This window comes from Bacteroides hominis (assembly GCF_033042785.2).
GTDB classification, from domain to species: Bacteria; Bacteroidota; Bacteroidia; order Bacteroidales; family Bacteroidaceae; genus Bacteroides; species Bacteroides hominis.
Map to the genome: position 1 here is coordinate 5249311 of NZ_CP178829.1, position 23424 is coordinate 5272734.

Consider the following 23424-nt stretch of genomic DNA (forward strand, 5'->3'; position numbering starts at 1 on the left):
AAACAACAAGACTACTCGAAGGCTTTCCGATAAGTGCATCCATTTCTCCATTCGGAACAACCATAAGCGGTTTTACCTTTAATAATCGTTCCTTTTCCGCAAAGCGGACAAAGTTGTCCCACCAAAGAGTCTGCCCCTGTCAGCACATCCGGTTGAGCCGATCCGGTGGCAGGAGACGCATTCTCAGTTGCAGAAATGACTTTCATCTTTTTCTCTTTCGGAGTAGTGGGTTTACGTTCTCGTTTCTTCGGTTCTTTCTTCTTCTTTTCTTCTTCCGCCGTTGCCGCTTCCTGAATAGTGATACGGCGGTTCGTATTATCAGACAGAACACTGTTGACTATTTCGGCTACCATCAACTTTAACTCTTCAAGAAACTGCCGTGCATCATAAGTCTTCTTCTCTATCTCACGTAACTTTTTCTCCCAAATACCCGTCAACTCAGCTGATTTCAACAACTCTTCATGAATCAACTGGATCAATTCCACTCCTGTAGGGGTAGCTATCAGGTTCTTTTTCTCCTTACGGATATAATTACGCTTAAAAAGGGTCTCGATAATAGCTGCACGGGTAGACGGCCGACCAATACCATTTTCTTTTAACGCATCTCGAAGTTCATCGTTGTCAACCAATTTACCGGCAGTTTCCATCGCACGAAGCAGAGTGGCTTCGGTATAAGGTTTAGGTGGCTGAGTCCATTTCTCATTCAAGTCGGGTAGATGCGGGCCACTTTCTCCTTTCACGAAAACAGGAAGTACATTCTCCTCTTCACCTTCTTTTTCTTCATTCGGATCTTTCACATCTTTGGAAAAGACCACACGCCATCCCGGTTCCAGAATCTGCTTTCCAGTCACCTTGAATTCAATGCCATCTACCTCCCCCATTACAGTCGTGGTAGAGACTTTACAATCAGGATAAAAAACGGCTATAAACCGACGGGCTATCAGATCGAAAACCTTACATTCCATATCCGTCAGATTTTGCGGATGAACCCCTGTGGGAATAATAGCATGGTGATCGGTTACTTTCGAACTATCAAAAACTTTTTTTGACTTAGGCAATGAAGTTCCGGACAACGGTGCAGTCAATACTTCGTAATCTTTCAGCCCTTTTAAGATATTCGGACATTTGGGATAAATATCATCACTGAGGAAAGTAGTATCTACACGCGGATAAGTAGTCACTTTCTTTTCATAAAGCGACTGAATCAGTTTCAGGGTCTCGTCAGCAGAATAGGCAAATTTCTTATTGCACTCCACCTGAAGAGAGGTCAAGTCGAACAGACGGGGAGCATACTCTTTCCCATCTTTCTTAACCACAGAAGTTACCACGAAAGGCAGGTTTTTAATACGTTCCACCAATGCCATCCCCTCGTCACGGTTAGCTATCGGGTCAATGCCCCGGTTCTCTGTTCTCTTAGTCTTGCCACCGGCTTTTTCTTCTTCAGCAGCCAACTCTTCATCACTCTTACGAATAAGGGCAGAAAAAGTCGTATCACGGTACATTGTTTTCAGTTCCCAATATTGTTTTGGCTGAAAATTTTCAATATCAAGCTGCCGATTGACAATAAGGGCAAGAGTAGGTGTCTGAACACGTCCGATAGAAAGCACTTGTCGGTTCTGTCCATATTTTACGGTATAAAGCCGCGTAGCATTCATCCCAAGCAGCCAGTCGCCAATGGCTCTGGACATACCTGCCTCGTAAAGCGGTTGAAAATCATCCTGATCTTTTAACTTTGCAAAACCCTCTTTAATAGCCTCTTCGGTCAGCGAAGAAATCCACAAACGTTTTACCGGACACCGCGCTCCGGCTTTCTGCATCACCCACCGCTGAATCAGCTCTCCTTCTTGGCCGGCATCACCACAATTGATAATCTCATCGGCCTGTTGCATCAACCTTTCAATAATACGGAATTGCTTTTCGTAAGTAGGGTTCTCTATCAGTTTGATGCCAAAACGAGGAGGAATCATAGGCAGACTGCCCAAACTCCATGATTTCCATCCGGGAGTATATTCATGGGGTTCTTTCAGGGTACAAAGATGGCCAAACGTCCAGGTTACCTGGTATCCGTTCCCCTCAATATACCCCTCTTTCCGTTCGCGGGCTCCTAATATATCAGCAATATCACGTGCCACAGAGGGCTTTTCGGCAATGCAAACTATCATTTGTTTTTTATTATAATGAGAATTGAGCAGACAAAGATACAAAAAAATAGAAAGGGGGAAGTAGTAATCCATCGCCATTTATTTTGTAGCTTTGCTCTGTACAATCTTTAAAATTTAAAAAGACATGAAAAGCTACAAATTATTATTTGCACTTACCTTACTCTTTGTATTTGCTTTCAATGCGAAAGCACAATATGTCCATGAACGCTCTGACCAATATACACCTCCCGAAGATTCTCTGGTGGTCAGGAAACTCCATCACTGGCAGGACCAGAAGTTCGGAATGCTGATTCACTGGGGATTATATTCCGTTGCCGGAATTGTAGAATCATGGTCCATCTGTTCGGAAGAAGCGGATTGGATACCGCGTGATAGTACCATTGCCTATGAAGATTATAAAAAATGGTACTGGGGATTGAAAGATTCATTCAATCCTACCCGTTTCAACCCGGAACAGTGGGCACAGGCTGCCAAAGCGGCAGGTATGCGTTATGCCATCTTCACCACCAAACATCACGATGGATTCAATATGTTCAACACGGCTTACTCCGATTTTTCAATTTCAAAGGGTCCTTTCAAAACAAATCCCCGGGCAGATGTAGCCAAATATGTGTTTGAAGCTTTTCGCAACAACGACTTAATGGTAGGAGCCTATTTTTCTAAACCGGACTGGCACTCGGAATATTATTGGTGGCCCCGCTACGCTACTCCCCGCCGTACACAAAATTACAATATAGAAAAGAACCCCTGGCGCTGGAATCAATTCAAAGAGTTCACTTACAACCAAATCACCGAGTTGATGCACAACTACGGTTCTATCGACATTTTATGGTTAGACGGAGGATGGGTAAATAACCCCGGAACCCAATCGGTATTGGACATGGACCGTATATCGCAAATGGCACGAAAAGCACAACCGGGTATTTTATTCGTAGACCGCACCATCCATGGTAAATACGAAAATTATCAGACCCCGGAACAACAAATCCCGGACAAACAACTTCCCTACCCATGGGAGACTTGCATGACACTGGGAGTAGACTGGGGATACACTCCACATGCGGTATTCAAATCACCCACTACAGTGATAGCAAAGTTAATGGAAATCGTAGCTAAAGGCGGAAGTTTGCTACTCGGTGTCGGCCCTACCCCTGAAGGAATATTACAAGAAGAAATTGTCAGCCGGTTGGACACTATAGGAGAATGGATGACGAAAAACGGCCCGGCTATCTACAATACCGTTACGACTCCTGACTATCATAGTGAAGGCATCTGGTTTACCATGAACAAAAACAAAAAAACAATGTATGCATTATACAGTGATCCGAAAGCCCGGACTCTTCCTAACTACATAGAATGGGAAAATAATATTCCTGCTAAAGGAAGTGCTGTTTACTGCCTTCAAAACGGTAAAAAAGTAAGATGGGAAATAAAGAACAATCGGGTACGTGTCTATTTACCTCAGAATCTGAAAACAGAGGTGAACGCGCTTGCATTCTCCTTCACCCCCCAATAATAGTCATGCAACCATTTATTCCATAAATAATACGTAGATGATATTGACCGGGATAGAACTAAAATCATAAAGAGGCGGAGTATTGCAATACTCCGCCTCTTCGTTTATCATTTCTCAAAGACTGTTTTTTTTATTCTTCATCCATCAGTATTTCCAGAATCTGACAAGCAGCCTTAGCCACCGGAGTACCCGGACCAAAGATCGCAGCTACACCGGCCTTATACAAGAAGTCATAATCCTGGGCAGGAATTACACCACCGGCTATTACTACGATATCTTCACGTCCCAACTTCTTCAATTCTTCAATAATCTGCGGAACCAATGTCTTGTGCCCTGCAGCCAACGAAGAAACTCCGACTACGTGAACATCATTCTCTACCGCTTCACGAGCTGCTTCCGCAGGAGTCTGGAACAACGGTCCCATATCCACATCGAAACCACAGTCGGCATAACCGGTAGCTACTACCTTGGCACCACGATCGTGACCGTCCTGGCCCATCTTTGCAACCATAATACGAGGTTGACGTCCCTCTTTCTTTGCAAACTTCTCAGTGAGTTCGCAAGCACGCTTAAAGTCAGCGTCGCCTTTGCTTTCTGATGAATACACGCCTGATATAGTTCTAATTATTGCTTTATAACGTCCTACTACTTGTTCGCAAGCATACGAGATTTCACCCAATGTTGCACGAACATGAGCAGCTTCTACAGCTAACTCAAGTAAATTGCCCTTACCGGTTTTGACACATTCGGTAATGGCAGCCAATGCTTTGTCCACCTCAGCTTGGTTACGGCCTTCTTTCAAACGCTTCAGGTTCTCGATCTGCTCTTTACGAACAGCGGTATTGTCAACTTCAAGAATATCAATCGGGTCTTCTTTCTCAAGACGATACTTATTTACACCGACGATAGTCTGTGAACCACTGTCGATACGAGCTTGTGCCCGGGCAGCAGCCTCTTCAATACGCATCTTCGGAATACCGGTTTCGATAGCTTTCGCCATACCGCCCAACTTCTCAATTTCCTGAATATGTTCCCAAGCACTGTGAGCCAGTTCATTAGTTAATGACTCTACATAGTAAGAACCACCCCACGGATCTACGTTCTTGCAAATATAAGTTTCTTCCTGAATATAAATCTGAGTATTACGGGCAATACGGGCAGAAAAGTCTGTCGGCAAAGCAATAGCTTCATCAAGCGCATTGGTGTGCAACGACTGAGTATGTCCCAGCGCAGCAGCCATAGCCTCGATACAAGTACGTCCTACATTGTTAAACGGATCTTGCTCAGTCAATGACCAACCGGAAGTCTGCGAGTGAGTACGCAATGCAAGCGACTTCGGATTCTTCGGATTAAACTGTTTCACGATCTTTGCCCATAACATACGTGCAGCACGCATTTTGGCAATTTCCATAAAATGGTTTGTTCCGATAGCCCAGAAGAAAGAGAGGCGCGGAGCAAAAGCATCGATATCGATACCTGCAGCAACACCGGCACGAAGATACTCCAGACCATCAGCCAACGTATAAGCCAACTCAATATCAGCTGTGGCACCTGCTTCCTGCATGTGATAACCAGAAATGGAGATAGAGTTGAACTTCGGCATCTTCTGTGAAGTATATTCAAAAATATCAGAGATGATCTTCATAGAGAATGCAGGCGGATAAATATAGGTATTACGCACCATAAATTCTTTCAGAATATCATTCTGGATCGTTCCGGCCATCTCTTCAAGTTTGGCTCCCTGTTCTAATCCGGCATTGATATAAAATGCCATAATCGGAAGTACGGCACCATTCATTGTCATAGATACAGACATCTTGTTCAAAGGAATGCCATCAAACAAGACTTTCATATTTTCAAGCGAACAGATAGACACGCCGGCCTTACCAACGTCACCTACCACACGTTCATGGTCAGGGTCATAACCGCGGTGTGTAGCCAAGTCAAAAGCAACCGACAGGCCTTTCTGTCCGGAAGCTAAGTTACGACGATAGAAAGCATTCGACTCTTCAGCTGTAGAGAACCCTGCATACTGGCGGATAGTCCATGGACGAAGGGTATACATCACCGAATACGGACCACGCAAATAAGGAGGAAGACCGGCAGCATAGTCCAGATGTTCCATTCCTTCAAGGTCTTCTTTTGTGTAAACAGGCTTTACGCAGATGTGTTCCGGAGTCTTCCAGTTGGCCTCGATTCCGTTAGCCTTTTGCCATTCTGCACCATTAGCGGGCTGGAATGCTGCGTAGATATCTAAGTTTTTAAAATCTTTTCTCATCTTACTTCAATAATTTAGCGTTGAACTCTTTAAGTGTCTCCAGTACATTTACACGTACATGGATGAAGTTCTCAATACCGGCTGCTTTCAGTTCTTCGGCGCATTCCGGATTTCCGGCAACGATGAACATGGCGCGGCCATTCAAAGCCTGGAAAGCCGGAACAGCATATTGGGCATACTCTTCATCGCTTGAACAGAGCACCACAATATCGGCTTTTGCAGCCATCGCAGCTTCTACGCCTGCTTCAACCGTTTCAAAACCAAGATTATCAACCACCTCATATCCGGCACAAGCCAGGAAATTACAAGAGTATTGTGCGCGTGCCTGCCGCATAGCCAGATTACCGATCGTCAGCATAAATGCTTTCGGACGTTTCCCACTGGCTTCGGTTTCAAGACGCAACGCCTCAAATTGACTTGCCGCACGATCGAAGTTCAATGTAGTAACATCTTTTTCACAAGTATCGTGTCCACCACAACAGCATGTGGCTTCTACCGGCTTCTTATCACCCGCTTTTTCATTGAAATTTGGGAACTGGTTAGTACCCAGCAGAATCTCGCGACGCTGAGCCACAGCTTTATGGCGTGCTTTATTGCTTTCATTCACAGCAGCCTGAACAGTACCGGCTTTCAATGCTGCATAGAAGCCTCCTTCTTCTTCAATGGCAAGGAAGATTTCCCATGCCTGCTTAGCAATAGAGACTGTCAGATTTTCAATGTAGTAAGAACCGGCAGCCGGGTCAATCACTTTATCAAAATGTGATTCTTCTTTCAACAGCAGTTGCTGGTTACGGGCCAGACGTTCGGAAAACTCATCCGGAGTTTCATAGGTCTTGTCAAAAGGAACCACCGTCATTGAATCTACACCACCCAGAGCAGCCGACATTGCCTCAGTTTGTGTACGAAGCAAGTTTACATGAGCATCAAACAGAGTCAGATTAAAAGTAGATGTTTCAGCATGTACCTTCATTTTAGCAGCGCAACGGCATTCTCCGTTAGGTCCTTTATTTTCGCAATCACGCAGACATTCCGGGTTGTAAGAAGCCACTATGTTAGCCCATAACATACGGGCAGCACGGAACTTTGCAATTTCAAGGAAGTAATTAGAACTGATACCGAAATTAAACTTAATCTTTTTGGCTACGATGGCAGCAGGAAGTTCAGCTTCGGTCAACTGACTCATATATTCATTACCCCATGCCAATGCATATCCCAATTCCTGAGAAATATAAGCACCTGCATTGTTCAGTGTCAGGGCATTCACATTCAGTACACGGTATTTAGGCAATTGGGCAGTAGCTTCGATCAGCGCTTTGGCTGTTTGTACCATATCCCCTTTCTCTTTGCCTTTTGTCAGCATTTTATTGAAGAAATCGTAATTGATAGAGCCTTGCAGCTTTGTCAAATCATAGTCTTTCTTTTGAAAATAAGCTACCAGCAAATCAGCCAGTTCTACCACGTGCCCCTGACAAGTAGAAAAATTCAACTCAACACATTCTGCACAAATATCGTTCAACAAAGTCTCAATGTATTCCGCATTGAGTTCTTTAGCCTTCACATGGAAAGAAAGAGAATCGATACCTTTATTCAGAATATCCAGAGCCTTGGCGTTGGCTTCCTTCGGACATTCCACCTTAATCTCCTGGCGAACCAACCACTCATTACTGTTCTTCTTTGTACCTCTTAAATAAGGAAATTCTCCGGGAAGCGCATCGGTTGTTTTCAGTCCTTCCAGGTCTTCCATCCGGTAGAAAGGTTTTACCTTGAATCCTTCGTTTGTCTTCCAAACGAGTTTCTTCTCAAAATCAGCTCCTTTCAGGTCGGCTGTGACCTTCTCCATCCACTTCTCGGTGGAAACAGGAGAAAAATCTGAGAAGAGTTTTTCTTTACTGTCTGCCATAGTTTATTTATTTAAAATTAAAATAAGATTGTTATCTCAATTTATTTCTCTGAATCCTTTATCAAAATGTAAGATTGCGACTTGCAAATATACTGAAATAGTCTAAACCCTACGCTTTTTTTAGGGAAAATTCGCACTACCCACCGCCTCCGTACCACGGCTCTTTCATTTAACCTGCCTTGCTCTCATACAAAAAACGCATTTCGATCTTCCATCTTCCATCTTTCAGAACACATGTTATTGATTGTGAGATGTATAACTTGGTGGAAGATGCGATTTTTATGCCATTTATCTTCCATCCCTATCTTCCATCTTCCACCCATTGTTTTAGGAGATATTTCAGCGATAACTGACTGTAAAGCAAATGGATATATCCAATTCCTTATCCGTTTATCTCTCTAAAAGCATTTCATTTTCCTTACTATCTTTAGTACAAATGGTCGGATCTTTATCTCAGCCCGGACATGCGGGCTCATCAGCCCGGGTGTGCGGGCCCATCGGCCCGGGTATGCGGGCTCACCGGCCCGGGTATGCAGGATGGACTAAAGAGTTTTATGACAATGGTTAATCTACTACACTTCTCCGGTAATAGCCGCCCGAATTCTTTCTTAAAAAAGAAATAACGAGAGGCTGCCAAAACTCACCACAGAGGACACAGAGTGACACAGAGGCGATTTTAAGTTGTTGATTATTAGCAAAAAGGCTCTGTGCTACTCCGTGGTGAAAAAAGTTTCGACACAGCCTCGTGTGCGAATGAAAGACTTTTTTTGAGGGGGGAGGAAAGACAAGGGAGGAAGACGGTTGTAAAATGAAAGAACCGTGCCCCCGTGCTTCCCTAAAATAAAAGGCAAGCAAATATTTGATTACCTCCGAGGTTATAGCTAATTTTGCACCCGTTTACAAAAAATTATAAACTACTATATTATGGATTGGTTACAAGATTTATTATGGAACCCCAACTCCGTAGCCCACATTGTTTTCCTCTACGCCTTCGTAGTGGCAGCAGGTGTCTATTTGGGAAAAATCAAAATCTTCGGAGTTTCGTTAGGGGTTACTTTTGTTTTGTTTGCCGGCATCCTGATGGGACATTTTGGCTTCACAGGCGATACCCATATCCTACATTTCATCCGTGAATTCGGATTGATATTGTTCGTATTCTGTATCGGTCTCCAAGTGGGGCCTTCTTTCTTTTCTTCATTCAAGAAAGGCGGAATGACCCTGAACATGCTGGCCGTAGGAATTGTGGTATTAAACATCGCCGTAGCAATGACACTTTATTTCATTCTGGGAGGCAGAATCGAGCTCCCTATGATGGTGGGTATCCTATACGGCGCAGTCACAAACACCCCGGGGCTCGGTGCCGCACAAGAAGCACTGAATCAATTGAGCTACTCCGGGCCACAGATCGCATTAGGCTATGCCTGTGCTTATCCGTTAGGAGTAGTGGGTATTATAGGCTCCATCATTGCTGTCCGCTACATCTTCCGTATCAATTTCGCCAAAGAAGAAGAAAACTGGAATCAAGAAACTGACGGTACACACCACAAACCACACCTGATGAGCCTGGAAGTGCATAATGAAGCCATCTACGGAAAAACTCTGGGCACAATCAGCAGCTTCCTCGGACGTCCGTTTGTTTGCTCGCGCATCCGTAAAGACGGACACGTCAGCATTCCGAATCACAGTACTATTCTGGAACAGAACGACCAATTATTTGTGGTCTGTTCAGAAGAAGACTCAGATGCTATTGTAGCCTTTATCGGACGTGAAGTGCAAGTAGACTGGGAAAAGCAAGATATGCCGATGGTATCCCGTCGTATTCTGGTAACCAAACCGGAAATTAATGGAAAGAAACTTGGTATGTTGAACTTCCGCAGCATGTACAATGTCAACATCACGCGTGTGAACCGTTCGGGTGTCGATCTTTTTGCCAACCCGAATCTGGTACTTCAGGTAGGTGACCGTGTTATGGTGGTAGGCTCCGAAGATGCTGTAGAGCGAGTAGCGAGTGTACTGGGTAATTCACTGAAGCGCCTTAACGAACCGAACATTGTCACATTGTTCGTAGGTATTTTCCTGGGTATCCTTTGCGGCAGCCTTCCCATTGCATTCCCGGGCATGCCGACTCCGGTAAAACTCGGTCTTGCCGGCGGACCATTGGTGGTGGCTATCCTGATAGGACGTTTCGGACACAAATTACATCTGGTGACCTACACAACTCAAAGTGCCAACCTGATGATACGTGAAATCGGCATTGTTCTTTTCCTTGCCAGTGTGGGCATCGAAGCCGGAGCTAATTTTGTGGATACTGTGATCCATGGAGACGGTCTGCTTTATGTAGGTTGTGGTTTCCTGATTACGATTATCCCTTTGCTGATTATCGGAATTATAGCACGATCATACTATAAAATTAATTATTTCATGCTGATGGGATTGATTGCGGGTAGTAATACAGACCCTCCCGCATTGGCATATTCCAACCAGGCAACCGGTAGCGATGCTCCGGCAGTAGGCTATTCTACAGTATATCCGCTGTCTATGTTCCTCCGTATCCTTGCGGGACAAATGATTTTGTTGTTAATGATGTAACAAATCAAAAATAGCAATGGCCAATTACTGTGTTTTCATTTACACCGTAGTTGGCCATTAACATATTATAGCATGCCCGATTCTGATTTATAAATTTAGTTTTTTAACTATAAACTCTTCTATAAACCTTACCGTTTCATCGATTCCCAATACCGAAGAGTCAATGCAAAGATGATAGGTTGCAGCCGCTCCCCAAGTTTTATAACTGTAATAATTATAATATTCGGAGCGTTTCTTATCTGCCTTATTCATTTTTTCCTCAGCAGCTTCTTCGGAAATGCCATGAATACGGCACAAACGCGCCACGCGGTCTTCGTGCGAAGCAGAAATGAAAATATTGGCGCAACGGGGATGTTCGCGCAAAATGTAATCGGCACAACGCCCCACGAATACACAAGATTTCTCTGCTGCAAGATGCCGGATGACATCACTCTGAATTTTAAAGAGAGCATCATTACTCAGACAATTGGTACAGGGCATAGCACCATCACTGATAAAAGGAAAACGCATCCCAAACAATCCACCTATAATACCTTGGGAAGCTTTTTCATCCGCTTTCTCAAAAAATTCCCGACAAAGTCCACTCTCCTCTGAAGCCAGATTAATCAGCTCTTTATCATAAAAATCAATGCCTAACCTGGCTGCCAGTTTTTCCCCGATCTCTTTTCCGCCACTGCCCAATTGACGGCCGATATTGATGACATAATTACCGTTCATAGTACATTTGTATATTGGTTCAATAGCAAACATACACATTATTTCCGAAAGAAGGAAATAAATAATGTACCAATATCCGGCACATCGCATTTCTTATCAATTGGTAACTTTTCTTCTTTTCCATAGACGTATCTTTGCATCCGCTAAAAAAAACATAGATTTTATGAAAGACAGTATTGATTTCGGAAACATGGAAATCCCGAGACTGTTCAGGAAGTTGTTGATTCCAACAGTACTCGGAATGGTTTTTTCCGCCATTTTTGTAATTACCGACGGTATCTTTGTCGGTAAAGGAATTGGTAGCGACGCTTTGGCGGCAGTCAATATCACGGCCCCGCTATTTATGATCACCACCGGCATCGGATTGATGTTCGGAGTGGGTGCATCTGTCGTGGCGTCCATCCATTTATCACAAGGCAAACGAAAAGTGGCAAGTATCAATATCACACAGGCACTTGCCTTTTCATCCCTCCTGATCCTGATATTATCAGCACTTTGCTGCTACTTTGCAGAACCGATAGGACGATTACTCGGCAGTTCGGAACGATTGCTGCCGTTGGTAGTGGAATACATGAACTGGTATGTTCCTTTTCTCGTTTTCTATCTGCTTTTGAGTGCCGGCATGTTTTATATCCGTCTGGACGGATCGCCCAACTATGCTATGATGTGCAATGCCGTGTCAGCCATTATCAATATCGTACTCGATTATATTTTCATCTTCCAATTAGGTTGGGGGATGATGGGAGCTGCCTTTGCCACCAGTTTGGGAACTATGGTCGGCGGATTGATGACTCTTATTTATCTACTCCGTTTTTCTCGCAACGTGGGCATTTATCGTATCAAACTCAGCCGGAAAAGTATGCAGCTTACCTTCCGCAATATCGGCTATATGGTGAGGCTCGGCTCTTCGGCATTCATCAGCGAAGCATCTATAGCCAGTATGATGTTTTTGGGGAATTACGTATTTATCAGCCATTTGGGAGAAAGTGGTGTAGCAGCATTCAGCATCGTGTGTTACTTCTTTCCTATTATCTTTATGGTATACAACGCCATCGCCCAATCGGCACAACCCATCATCAGTTACAATTTCGGGCAACAGAATCCGGGCAGAGTGGCACGTACCATCCGACTGGCATTGAAAACAGCTTTGGGATGTGGTATTTTATTCTTTACCGCAACTCTTGTATTCAATCACGAAATAGTAGGACTATTCATCGACAAAAGTTACAAAGCGTATGACATTGCAGTAGATGGAATTCCGTATTTTGCAGTCGGTTATCTGTTCTTTGCACTCAACATAGTTGGTATCGGTTATTATCAAAGTATCGAACGTGCCCGGCGAGCCACTGTCATCACCCTTTTCCGGGGAACATTGTTTATGTTGACAGGCTTCCTGCTCCTGCCTCCGATACTGGGAATAAAAGGTATTTGGCTTGCCGTCCCTCTTGCCGAACTGCTGACTTTGCTGCTGATTATTGGAATTTACCTGAAAGACTCTTTCGCCACTCGCCGATGATGCGTATCTTTGCATCGTTCAAACAGATGTAAAAGAGCCTTATGGAAACATTTATTGAAAAATTCAGGAATAGCTATCGTCTTTCGGAAACCGATACGCAGACTCTTCTCAATTATATGGAGGAGGTGCGTTTCAAAAAGAAAGAAGTCATTGTTCATGAAGGTTCCAGAAACGGAAATTTATATCTGATAAAGCAAGGCATCTGGCGCGCTCATTATCTGAAAGACGGGGTTGATATCACCATCTGGTTTGCCGGGGAAGGCGAAGCCGCTTTTTCGGTATGGGGATACGTGGAAAATACAGCATCGCACATCACAATCGAGGTGATGTGCGACAGCATAGCCTATTGTATATCCGGACAAACATTGAACGGTCTTTATGCCTCATCACTCGGTCTTGCCAATCTGGGACGCCGCCTAATGGAGCAACAATTACTCAGCACTGAAAATTGGTTGATCAGTGCCGGAAGTCCAAAAGCCAAAGAGCGTTACCTGACACTTATCAAAGAACATCCCGAACTGCTACAAAACGTACCTTTGAAACACATAGCTTCCTATCTGTGGATAACGCCACAGTCACTGAGCAGAATCCGGGGAGAAATAAAGATGTGATCAGCCTCTCCCCCCAAAAAATGTAATTAGTTATTTTTTTACTTTTCTCGCTAACTTTTCCTTTTTCAACCAGAAAGACAGATATACTTTCATACTATTTTATTGCACTAAATTTCTCCAATTGACTTTTTTATTATATTTTTGTAAGTACGTAGTATAAAAACCTCAGACGATTAATCTGCCAACGCATCAAACACAGGCAAAATATGGGACCAATGAAACAAAATGCAGTTACTTCTGCCGAAGATGGCAATCCGTCTTTCGAGAAAGAAATGTCAGACCTGATACAAGATCAACTCCTGTTTACAGAAAGTATATATGCAAACCTGCCTGTCGGAATTGAAATATATGACGCCAATGGTATTTTACGCAGTATAAACGATCATGCATTGCACATGTACGGTGTTGAAGACCGCACAACCGTTATTGGTGTTGTCAACCTGTTCAATAGTCCTTACTGTGACGAGAAGCTTAGAACTAAAATACAGGCCGGCGAAGATATTGTCCTGGAGTTTGAATACGATTTTGACCGCATAAATAAAGATGCATACTTTTCATCCCACAACCAAAAAAGTATGATCTACGAAGTAAAAGTAGTTCCTATACGGAGTAAAACCGGACCAATTATAGGACATATACTACTTGCCAACGATGTAACTGCCGTAAAAGAAGCGGATTTTCGCACAGAAGAAAGTAAAAAGAACCTGGAAATGGCCATGGAAGCCGCCAATATGTCTTCCTGGGTATACGATGTAAACAAACAGGTATTCAGCTCTCTTTACGGAGATCCTATCGTAGAAAACTCTTTAACGATGGATGAGTTACTGAACAAACTTCATCCGCAGGATCATGCTTCACTAACCAAACTCTTCTCACAACTGATAAACAAAGAGGTACAACAAGGACACATAACAGTACGTTTCTATAACGAACAAGAAAAACGCTATCGCCACTACGAAAGCAGAATGCGATTATCATCCGAACATTTAGGGAAACTGTTGATTATCGGCACACAGATAGAAGTAACGGAAAGAATACAGATGGTGAAAAAGACGCAGGACCTGATCACAAAACGTGAACTGGCCATGCAAGTCAGTAATATCGTCCATTGGGACTTTGATGTACAGACCCAGAAGTTTGAATCTTATAATGATCCGGTGAACGATTATGCAAGCGACAGACTGTTGTCCGTTACTGAATTCATGGATGTAATACATCCCGAAGATCTTTCTTCTGCTTACGACGCCATACAATCCATGCTGTCGGGCAAAGATTTTACAATCAACTTCACTTGCCGCGTGCAAACCAAATACGACGATTCATGGCAATATTGCAATGTCATGGGTGTTCCTTTCGAACGCGATGAAAATGACAATATCATACGTTTTACCGGATTCAGACAAAATATCTCCAAACTCCATCAATTGAATGAAGAACTGAAGGAGAGAAATTACAAGATGGAGCTTACTTTCAAAACTGTCGGAATGTCCTACTGGGACTTTGATGTGCGCAGCAAACAGTTTAAGGCTTTCAATGATCCGGTCAATGATTACAATCCGGAAAAGACAATCAGTCCTGAAGATTATTTAAAGGCTGCGCATCCGGATGATGTTGATTGTGTCCGGGAGAACCTTAACCATATGATCCAGGGAACCGACAAAGATCTCAGCTTTAAATATCGTTCCAAAACCAAATGGGACAAAGAATGGCAAATCTTAGTAGTAACGGGCATTCAGGTAGAGAGGGATAAGAAAGGGCGCGTCGTCCGTTATACCGGAATTGAATTTAATAATACAAAATGGGAAAAGATGGCTCAGGAGCTAAAAGAGCTCAAAGAAAAAGCCGAACTTTCCGATCGCCTCAAGTCGGCCTTCCTTGCCAATATGAGCCACGAAATACGTACTCCTTTGAATGCCATTGTCGGTTTTTCCGAGCTAATGGTAAGTTGCGATGACCCGGAAGAAAAAGAAGAGTATATGGGTATCATCCAATCGAACAATGAGTTATTATTGCGACTGATCAATGATATTCTCGATCTCTCTAAAATAGAATCGGGTATTCTTGAACGCAAAAGGGAGAGATTCAACCTGTCCAAAGTATGCAATGAGCTATACACTATGATGCAGCCGAAGATTACCAATCCCGAGGTTGAACTTCGATTGGGCAATTCCGGACCGGATTGTTGGATATTTCTGGACAGAAACCGCCTCAAGCAGGTGTGGATGAATTATCTCACCAATGCCGTAAAATGCACCCATTCCGGATATATAAAAATGGGATATTCCATCGAAAAGGGAGGAATCCGATTCTATGTTGAAGACTCCGGAGTAGGTATCCCACTGGAAGTACAAGACAGAGTATTTGGACGGTTCCAGAAACTCAATGAATTTGCGCAAGGCACCGGACTGGGATTAGCCATCTCCAGAGCCATTGTAGAGGGAGCCGACGGCAAAGTCGGTTTTAGTTCTGCTCCCGGCGTTGGATCCACCTTCTGGGCATGGATTCCCTGCGAAGTAGAAATACAAGAAGAAGACATAATCTCAGTCAGTCCAGAAACACCAGAGCAGCAGTCAACGCCCAATAAAATCAACAAAAAAGAGTTGAATATTTTAGTAGCCGAAGACAATGACAGTAACTATCTACTGGTACAACATATTATCAAAGACCATATGCTCACCCGAGTCAAAAGTGGTGTAGATGCAGTAGAAAAAGTACGCAATGAACACTTCGATCTAATTCTTATGGATATGAAAATGCCGATTATGGGTGGATTAGAGGCAACCCGGAGAATCAGGGAGTTTAATGTCGATACCCCCATTGTAGCACTAACTGCCAATGCTTTCGATGCAGATAAGGTTGATGCCATCAATGCAGGATGTAATGCGTTTCTAACAAAACCCTTGAAGAAAAGCCAATTGATTGAAATATTATCAAAGGAGTGGAAATAGGCACAAGATCACAACAATTGTGATTCGCTTTCAATTCAGTAACTTTGTGTCATTGGAAAGAGTTTTCAGGTGGGGCTGTGTCAAAACTCTTTTTACCACAGATTACACAGATTATCACAGAATAAGAATATTAATAATCAATAACTTAAAAGTCACTCTATGTTACTCTGTGTCCTCTGTGGGGAGTTTCGACACACCCTCTTTTTAGATCTGTCCAAAGAAGAAGTGCCAAGCATCCTTACTGACCTGCCGGACGTGATAGAAAAGATACTAAAAAACGGGGAGTCGGTATCCATCCGGGGACTGGAGCCGTTCCATGCTTCCATCACAAGCAATGGCTTTGAACACCCGGAGGATGTACTGCCTCACGAAGTACGGGTGTCGAAAGTATATTTCATCGCCGACCGTAAGTTTACACACCGCGTCAGCCAAATGACGTTTTACCGTTACCCACTATCCAAATACTTCCCCAAGCATTTACTGCGGGCAGGAACGGCCGAGGAGGAAGAATATCAAGAACAGGAAGATAACTCCGGTATCAGCGGCAAAGGATGAAAACTCTAAAAGACATATCCCAGATTCACATAGAATCCTACATCGTGTGCCCTGCTTGAATAGCCGAAAGAGGCCTCTAACGGACCGAACAAGCTATCGTAACCATATCCCAGGCTGCCTCCCCAAACCGGCTTACCACTTAGGATATCAAAAAAGTTATCTTCCCGCAACGCCACATTCCCGGTGAGAGTGACATAATTCTTACCCCCGATACGCTGACGTACCTTCAAACCGGCTATGATAACAGAATTATCGACTATCTCCAGATTGGTGATCCCGGCAAAAGGAAGTTGCTGAGGCAAGTAATGACCGAAATTATCTCCACCGATGGCATTCAGATAGGGATAAGGGATATCTTTGCCTATAAGAATACGTCCATACAAAGAAGGAATCAAAGCAAAACGGTCGGTAACCGAAAAGACACTGGCCCACGAGGCGGTCAAAGCAGAAAAGGGAGCATGACCTTTATACTGTGTCAGGTTATCGGTATAAAGTGAATAATTCCCCTGGAGATCGATCCCTTTCGAGGGAAAATATCCCTTATTGTATGTATTATAATGCAGTTGGGCATAATAGCTGAAGAAGTGTTGGGGTTTCACCTTCAACTGTTGCCCGCCCGCATTATATAGAAAGTCCTTATACTTGAAGAACTCAAAACGCAGTCCGGCTCCAAAACGAAGGTTACGATACCACACATCCGAAAACCCCAACTCACCGGAATGATATTTATAAGTAGTGTTATAAGCACGTTTCCCGTGATCGTAAATATTAATATCGTTATACTCAAACTGATAAGCGAGATTGAAATTTCGCATCTGCATCGGAGCCAATGTATAGTCCACCCGGGCCAGGTAGCGTTTTCCAAGACGTCCGGTCAGTGAAAGCCACGATGGAATACGTGTATTGAGGCGGGTGCTCACATTCAACAGCAATGAAGCGATCTCTTCCGAGTCGAAACGGATCCCCAGATTGAGATTACGCTCGTACTTCTCTTCCAAAATAAAGTGTAGCAAATATCCCTGGTCGGTATCGGTCAGTTTGTAACTGACATTGGAATAAGCCTGGCTTCCGCGCAACGTAGCAAGTGCTTCATAAAGTTGCTCCATACGCATCCGGCTGTTCTCCTTCAGGTGACAACGGTGCATAATCCATTTCTTGTCACTGTCTTCGATACCGTCAAAGGTGATCTCTTTCACAAATATATCTTTCTCGGACCATAAAGAAGTAAACGGACCGTGTCGGGGAGCAACGTAATCTTCGGGAAGACCGATCTCTTTCTTCAGTCTGCGCAAAGCAGTCCACTGCGCGCGGGCTGCCTCTTCGCCACGGTGCATCAATGTGTCGAGTGCGGGAATGTTGAAACTTGCGGCAGAATAGCCTTTTACGTCCACTTTAATATATACCGTTGCCAATTTAATATTCTCTTCATATCGGGTTTGGCCGGTCAGATTGATGATCTGGTTGAATATCTCACCAAGATTATTCAGTTCATCCGCAGTCCGGAGATCATTCTGTACATCGACACCAATAATCACATCGGCTCCCATAGCCCGGGCTATGTTCGTGGGGAAGTTGTTTTTCATTCCTCCGTCAACCAGTATCTCGTCGCCCATACGGACGGGCGTGAATACGCCGGGAATAGCCATACTGGCACGCATAGCGGTAGCCAATACACCATTGTGAAACACGACTTCTTCACCGTTCACAATGTTCTCGGAGACACAAGCAAACGGAATAGGCAGCTTATTGAAGTTAATGGAATCGTGATAGCCTACAGTCAGTTCGGAGAAAAGATTACCCAGGTTCTGCCCTTTAATGACCCCTCCGAACACATTCGCCTTCAAATCCTTTTTCAAAGGAACAGAAAGAATATAAGTTTCAGAATTCTTCCGTTCAGTCATCGTTTGATCTTCCCAACTGATACGGTCACTCAACAGAAAAGACCAATTCTGGTGATTGACCATACTATCAAGCTGACAGGGGGTATATCCGATGGAATAAAGTCCGCCGATGATAGACCCCATACTGGTACCTACGATATAGTCGATAGGAATACCTGCTTCCTCAATCACTTTGAGGGCACCGATATGGGCTACCCCCTTCGCTCCTCCCCCACTTAGCACCACAGCTACTGATTTGCGCTGCTGCGCATGCGCGGGCAGAAAAAGAAACAGACTGACAAATAAAACCAACAAGAAACTTACATACTTTTTCATGGCTGCTACATTGCTTTCAGATCGTTACAGATAAAAGACAAATGCAGGCAATGATTTGTTTAGCACAAGCTGAAGAATCCTATGTCCGGGCAGCCGCTTTACGGAACTGACGGAACTGCCACCACAACATGGCAGCCGATATCAGGCTGGCTATCAGGTCAGAAGTCGGCATACTGATCCAGACACCTGTCTGCCCCCAAAAACGCGGTAGAATCAACAGACAAGGAATCAGGATGAGTACCTGACGGGTAATGGAAAGGAAAATAGCTTTACTTGCCATCCCGATACTCTGGAAGAAATTGGAAGTGACCATCTGAAAGCCGACAATCGGGAAAAAGAGTACCACAATGCGGAGACCTTCGGCAGATTGGCGAATCAGCTCTTCGTGCGATGTGAAGACGGACACAGCCAGGTCGGGAATAAACATCCCCATCAGAAAACCGGTAGTGGTGACAATGGTCGCACCATAGATAGTCAGTTTCAACACACGGGTGACACGGGGATATAGTTTTGCCCCATAATTGTATCCGGCAATCGGCTGCATACCCTGGTTCAGTCCCATCACAATCATAAGGAATAGAAATACCAGACGGTTGACAATGCCAAATGCCCCGATGGCAAGATCACCCCCATACCGTTTCAAACCCTGATTTATCAGAATCACAATGAAACACGATGCAAGGTTCATCAGGAAAGGAGACATACCTATAGCCAGCGAATCGAAAACTATTTTTCGCTTCAACCGGAAAATTCCTCGATGGAAATGGAGTAATTCCTCCTTATTGCTAAAGAGCCTGAACTGCCAGGCAAGGGCAATCACTTGTGCCGTAATCGTAGCAATGGCCGCTCCCTGGATGCCCCAACCAAAACCATAAATAAACAAAGGATCGAGAATGGTATTGATAACCACTGTAGCAATGGTGGCAACCATCGCCTTCTGCGGATGCCCGGCTGAACGAAGTACCGCATTCAGCCCCAGATAAATATGGGTGATGACATTCCCATAAAGAATCACTTTCATATAGTCACGGGCATAGCCCACCGTTTCGTCACTGCCTCCAAAGAAGTAAAGAATAGGATCAAGAAAAATAAGGGTTAATATGGTGAAAGCAAGCCCGATGATGATATTCAGTACCAGCACATTGCCCAATACCCGTTGTGCCGTATCATAATCTTTCTGCCCCAGTTTAACCGAAATCAGCGTAGCGGCTCCCACTCCAACCAAGGAGCCGAAAGCAGCGGCAAGATTCATAAGGGGAAAAGTCAGAGCAAGTCCGGAAATAGCCATCGGACCCACTCCGTGACCTATAAAAATGCTGTCCACCATGTTGTAAAGAGAAGATGCAGTCATGGCGATAATAGCCGGAATGGCATACTGCATCAGAAGTTTTCCAATCTTTTCAGTACCCAGCGCAGTGGGTGTTTTTTGTCCTGTCATACCTATTGTTTTGAGGGTGCAAAGATACAAATCTATTTAGAATTAAAGGTGAAGAATAAAGAATAAGAGTTACAATGCCGTATTTCTAAGAAAAGTTTCGTATTTTTGCCTCCAAAATTGAGTTAATATCTAACGAAATGAACATATTAGAACTAAGTGAACAGGAAATCATCCGACGTAACAGTCTGAATGAACTTCGCGCGATGGGCATCGAACCCTATCCCGCAGCAGAGTATGTAACCAACGCTTTCTCAACCGATATTAAAGCCGAATTCAAAGACGACGAAGCACCTCGCCAGGTATCTGTAGCTGGCCGCATGATGAGCCGCCGCGTGATGGGCAAAGCCTCTTTTATCGAACTACAGGATTCTAAAGGCCGTATTCAGGTGTATATCACTCGCGATGACATCTGTCCGGGAGAGGACAAAGAGATGTACAATACTGTGTTCAAACGCCTGCTCGACTTAGGCGACTTTATCGGAATTGAAGGTTTCGTGTTCCGCACTCAGATGGGCGAAATCAGTATTCATGCACAGAAACTGACTGTACTTGCCAAATCGATCAAACCACTGCCTATCGTAAAATACAAAGACGGCGTGGCTTACGACTCTTTCGAAGATCCTGAACTCCGTTACCGTCAGCGTTATGTCGACCTGGCCGTAAACGAAGGTATCAAAGATATATTCATGAAACGCAGCAAGGTGTACAGTTCTATGCGCGAATATTTCAATTCGAAAGGCTACATGGAAGTAGAAACTCCTATTCTCCAGGCCATCGCCGGAGGAGCTGCCGCACGCCCGTTCATGACCCATCACAATGCTTTGGACATCCCACTCTATATGCGTATTGCCAGCGAGTTGTATCTGAAACGTCTGATTGTCGGTGGCTTTGAGGGAGTATATGAAATCGGTAAAAACTTCCGTAACGAGGGTATGGACCGTACGCACAATCCAGAATTTACTTGCATGGAGATATATGTAGCCTACAAAGACTATAACTGGATGATGGAATTTACCGAAAAGATGATTGAAAAGATCTGTCTGGACGTAAATGGTACTACTGAAGTAAAAGTAGGTGACAATATCATCAACTTCAAGGCTCCGTACAGACGCGTCACCATGCTGGATGCCATTAAGGAACATACCGGTTACGACTTGACAGGTATGAACGAAGCACAAATCCGCGAAGTATGCCAGAAACTGAATATGGAAATCGACGAAACGATGGGTAAAGGTAAACTGATCGATGAAATATTCGGTGAGTTCTGTGAAGGAACTTATATCCAGCCGACTTTCATCACTGACTATCCGATCGAAATGTCTCCGCTGACCAAAAAGCACCGTACCAACCCTGAACTGACAGAACGTTTCGAATTAATGGTAAACGGTAAAGAATTGTGTAATGCATATTCTGAGTTAAACGATCCGATCGACCAGTTGGAACGCTTTGAAGATCAGATGAAGCTAAGTGAAAAAGGAGATGACGAAGCAATGATTATCGACAAAGACTTTGTCCGTGCATTGGAATACGGCATGCCTCCTACTTCGGGTATGGGTATCGGCATGGACCGCCTTACTATGTTGATGACCGGACAATCAACTATCCAGGAAGTATTGTTCTTCCCGCAGATGCGTCCGGAAAAAGTCGTACCGAAAGATAGTGCCGCCAAATTCATGGAGTTAGGCATTGCCGAAGACTGGGTGCCTGCAATTCAAAAAGCCGGATACAACCTGGTAGCCGATATGAAAGATGTAAATCCACAGAAATTACATCAGGATATTTGTGGCATCAATAAGAAATACAAATTGGAACTGACTAATCCGTCAGTAAACGATGTAGCCGAGTGGATACAGAAAATTAAATAAATCAAGAATGAAGAATGGTGATGAAGAACCGGAACATTTGTCTCCCTATCTTTCATGCACCATTCTTCATTCTTCATTTTTAATTCTTAATTTATAGAAATGAAATTACCCGGTAAGATAGCGATAATGGGCGGAGGAAGCTGGGCTACAGCCATCGCAAAGATGTGTCTGGCTCAAGAAGAGTCTATCAATTGGTACATGAGGCGCGACGACCGCATTGCCGATTTTAAACGACTCGGACATAATCCAGCCTATCTGACAGGCGTAAAGTTCGACATGAAGCGCATCAATTTCAGCTCTAACATCAACGATGTAGTGAAAGAATCTGATACGCTTATTTTCGTCACTCCTTCTCCATATCTGAAAGCTCACCTGAAAAAGCTGAAAACACGGATCAGAGACAAGTTCATTATTACCGCTATCAAAGGTATTGTTCCCGATGACAATCTGATTGTTTCGGAATACTTTAATAAAGAATATGGTGTTCCTCCCGAAAACATCGCTGTATTGGCTGGTCCCTGTCATGCCGAGGAAGTGGCACTGGAACGTCTCTCCTATCTCACCATCGCTTGCCCGGACAAGGATAAGGCACGTGTTTTTGCCCGTAGACTGGGCAGCAGCTTCATCAAAACGTCTGTCAGCGACGATGTGATAGGGATTGAATACAGTTCCGTACTGAAAAACGTATATGCCATCGCAGCAGGTATTTGCAGCGGTCTGAAATACGGAGATAATTTCCAGGCTGTATTGATATCAAATGCCATTCAAGAGATGAACCGTTTCTTAAATACGGTGCATCCCATAAACAGAAACGTGGACGAATCTGTTTATTTGGGTGATTTATTGGTAACAGGCTATTCTAACTTCAGCCGTAACCGCACGTTCGGTACCATGATCGGGAAAGGATACTCCGTAAAGAGTGCCCAGATAGAAATGGAAATGATAGCGGAAGGATATTACGGAACAAAATGTATTAAGGAAATCAATAAACATCATCATGTAAATATGCCGATACTCGATGCTGTATACAACATCTTATACGAACGCATATCTCCGATGATTGAAATTAAACTGTTGACTGACTCGTTTAGATAGTTAATAACGTAAAAATAA

14 protein-coding genes are annotated in these 23424 nt (G+C 43.9%); 8 read left to right on the top strand and 6 right to left on the bottom strand.

What is annotated here, in order from left to right; translation table 11 throughout:
* Positions 1-11: 11 nt before the first annotated feature.
* Complete coding sequence (locus tag R3O62_RS22075) at positions 12-2162, bottom strand: DNA topoisomerase 3 (protein WP_317472516.1); 2151 nt, start codon at positions 2160-2162, stop codon at positions 12-14.
* A gap of 124 nt (positions 2163-2286) precedes the next feature.
* Between R3O62_RS22075 and R3O62_RS22080 the strand changes: the two genes are divergently transcribed.
* The gene (locus R3O62_RS22080; RefSeq protein WP_269109912.1) at positions 2287-3678 is read left to right on the top strand and encodes an alpha-L-fucosidase; all 1392 of its coding nucleotides are present in this window, start codon (positions 2287-2289) and stop codon (positions 3676-3678) included.
* Between the two features lie 130 nt (positions 3679-3808).
* On the opposite strand, the gene scpA is transcribed toward R3O62_RS22080, so the two are convergent.
* Together scpA and mutA are read right to left on the bottom strand one after the other, a co-directional pair.
* A complete protein-coding gene (gene scpA / locus R3O62_RS22085) occupies positions 3809-5956 on the bottom strand; it encodes a methylmalonyl-CoA mutase (RefSeq protein WP_005781369.1) in 2148 nt (715 codons plus the stop codon).
* Position 5957: 1 nt separating this feature from the next.
* Entirely contained in the window at positions 5958-7856 is a 1899-nt protein-coding gene (gene mutA, locus R3O62_RS22090) for a methylmalonyl-CoA mutase small subunit (RefSeq protein ID WP_005808421.1), read from the bottom strand.
* Positions 7857-8780: 924 nt separating this feature from the next.
* On the opposite strand from mutA, the gene R3O62_RS22095 reads away from it, so the two are divergent.
* Positions 8781-10445, top strand: coding sequence for a putative transporter (locus R3O62_RS22095; RefSeq protein ID WP_005821705.1), 1665 nt, complete (start codon positions 8781-8783; stop codon positions 10443-10445).
* An 87-nt stretch (positions 10446-10532) separates the two neighbouring features.
* Here the strand turns inward: R3O62_RS22095 and R3O62_RS22100 are convergent, their stop codons facing one another.
* Entirely contained in the window at positions 10533-11162 is a 630-nt protein-coding gene (locus R3O62_RS22100) for an AAA family ATPase (protein WP_005781380.1), read from the bottom strand.
* Between the two features lie 163 nt (positions 11163-11325).
* Here R3O62_RS22100 and R3O62_RS22105 point away from each other — a divergent pair, with 163 nt between their 5' ends.
* The 4 genes from R3O62_RS22105 (at position 11326) to R3O62_RS22120 (ending at position 16792) form a co-directional block, all read left to right on the top strand.
* Positions 11326-12678 (top strand): MATE family efflux transporter, encoded by a 1353-nt coding sequence (locus tag R3O62_RS22105; protein ID WP_317472517.1) that lies wholly within the window; start codon positions 11326-11328, stop codon positions 12676-12678.
* 41 nt (positions 12679-12719) lie between these two features.
* Positions 12720-13289: a Crp/Fnr family transcriptional regulator gene (locus R3O62_RS22110; RefSeq protein WP_317472518.1), complete on the top strand. Its 570-nt coding sequence runs from the start codon at positions 12720-12722 to the stop codon at positions 13287-13289.
* A gap of 215 nt (positions 13290-13504) precedes the next feature.
* On the top strand, positions 13505-16237 hold the full coding sequence (locus tag R3O62_RS22115) for a response regulator (RefSeq protein ID WP_269109914.1): 2733 nt from the start codon (positions 13505-13507) through the stop codon (positions 16235-16237).
* A gap of 159 nt (positions 16238-16396) precedes the next feature.
* Positions 16397-16792, top strand: a complete 396-nt coding sequence (locus R3O62_RS22120; RefSeq protein WP_269109915.1) for a hypothetical protein — start codon at positions 16397-16399, stop codon at positions 16790-16792.
* A 5-nt stretch (positions 16793-16797) separates the two neighbouring features.
* Here R3O62_RS22120 and R3O62_RS22125 read toward each other — a convergent pair whose 3' ends face one another.
* The gene (locus tag R3O62_RS22125) at positions 16798-19008 is read right to left on the bottom strand and encodes a patatin-like phospholipase family protein (RefSeq protein WP_223126894.1); all 2211 of its coding nucleotides are present in this window, start codon (positions 19006-19008) and stop codon (positions 16798-16800) included.
* 79 nt (positions 19009-19087) lie between these two features.
* Entirely contained in the window at positions 19088-20476 is a 1389-nt protein-coding gene (locus R3O62_RS22130; RefSeq protein WP_175413957.1) for an MATE family efflux transporter, read from the bottom strand.
* 107 nt (positions 20477-20583) lie between these two features.
* Between R3O62_RS22130 and lysS the strand changes: the two genes are divergently transcribed.
* Both lysS and R3O62_RS22140 read left to right on the top strand, forming a co-directional pair.
* Positions 20584-22311: a lysine--tRNA ligase gene (gene lysS, locus R3O62_RS22135; RefSeq protein WP_005781393.1), complete on the top strand. Its 1728-nt coding sequence runs from the start codon at positions 20584-20586 to the stop codon at positions 22309-22311.
* Positions 22312-22410: 99 nt separating this feature from the next.
* Positions 22411-23406 carry an NAD(P)H-dependent glycerol-3-phosphate dehydrogenase gene (locus tag R3O62_RS22140; RefSeq protein ID WP_005781396.1) on the top strand — a complete coding sequence of 332 codons (996 nt, stop codon included), beginning with the start codon at positions 22411-22413 and terminating at the stop codon, positions 23404-23406.
* The last annotated feature ends 18 nt before the right edge of the window (positions 23407-23424 follow it).

Bases quoted from the DNA above. Each gene is read 5' to 3' on its own strand.
- lysS (WP_005781393.1), top strand. From the start codon at position 20,584: ATGAACATATTAGAACTAAGTGAACAGGAAATCATCCGACGTAACAGT.
- R3O62_RS22075 (WP_317472516.1), bottom strand. From the start codon at position 2,162: ATGATAGTTTGCATTGCCGAAAAGCCCTCTGTGGCACGTGATATTGCT.
- R3O62_RS22110 (WP_317472518.1), top strand. From the start codon at position 12,720: ATGGAAACATTTATTGAAAAATTCAGGAATAGCTATCGTCTTTCGGAA.
- R3O62_RS22095 (WP_005821705.1), top strand. From the start codon at position 8,781: ATGGATTGGTTACAAGATTTATTATGGAACCCCAACTCCGTAGCCCAC.
- R3O62_RS22115 (WP_269109914.1), top strand. From the start codon at position 13,505: ATGAAACAAAATGCAGTTACTTCTGCCGAAGATGGCAATCCGTCTTTC.
- R3O62_RS22080 (WP_269109912.1), top strand. From the start codon at position 2,287: ATGAAAAGCTACAAATTATTATTTGCACTTACCTTACTCTTTGTATTT.
- R3O62_RS22140 (WP_005781396.1), top strand. From the start codon at position 22,411: ATGAAATTACCCGGTAAGATAGCGATAATGGGCGGAGGAAGCTGGGCT.
- R3O62_RS22120 (WP_269109915.1), top strand. From the start codon at position 16,397: ATGTTACTCTGTGTCCTCTGTGGGGAGTTTCGACACACCCTCTTTTTA.
- R3O62_RS22105 (WP_317472517.1), top strand. From the start codon at position 11,326: ATGAAAGACAGTATTGATTTCGGAAACATGGAAATCCCGAGACTGTTC.
- R3O62_RS22100 (WP_005781380.1), bottom strand. From the start codon at position 11,162: ATGAACGGTAATTATGTCATCAATATCGGCCGTCAATTGGGCAGTGGC.
- mutA (WP_005808421.1), bottom strand. From the start codon at position 7,856: ATGGCAGACAGTAAAGAAAAACTCTTCTCAGATTTTTCTCCTGTTTCC.
- R3O62_RS22125 (WP_223126894.1), bottom strand. From the start codon at position 19,008: ATGAAAAAGTATGTAAGTTTCTTGTTGGTTTTATTTGTCAGTCTGTTT.
- scpA (WP_005781369.1), bottom strand. From the start codon at position 5,956: ATGAGAAAAGATTTTAAAAACTTAGATATCTACGCAGCATTCCAGCCC.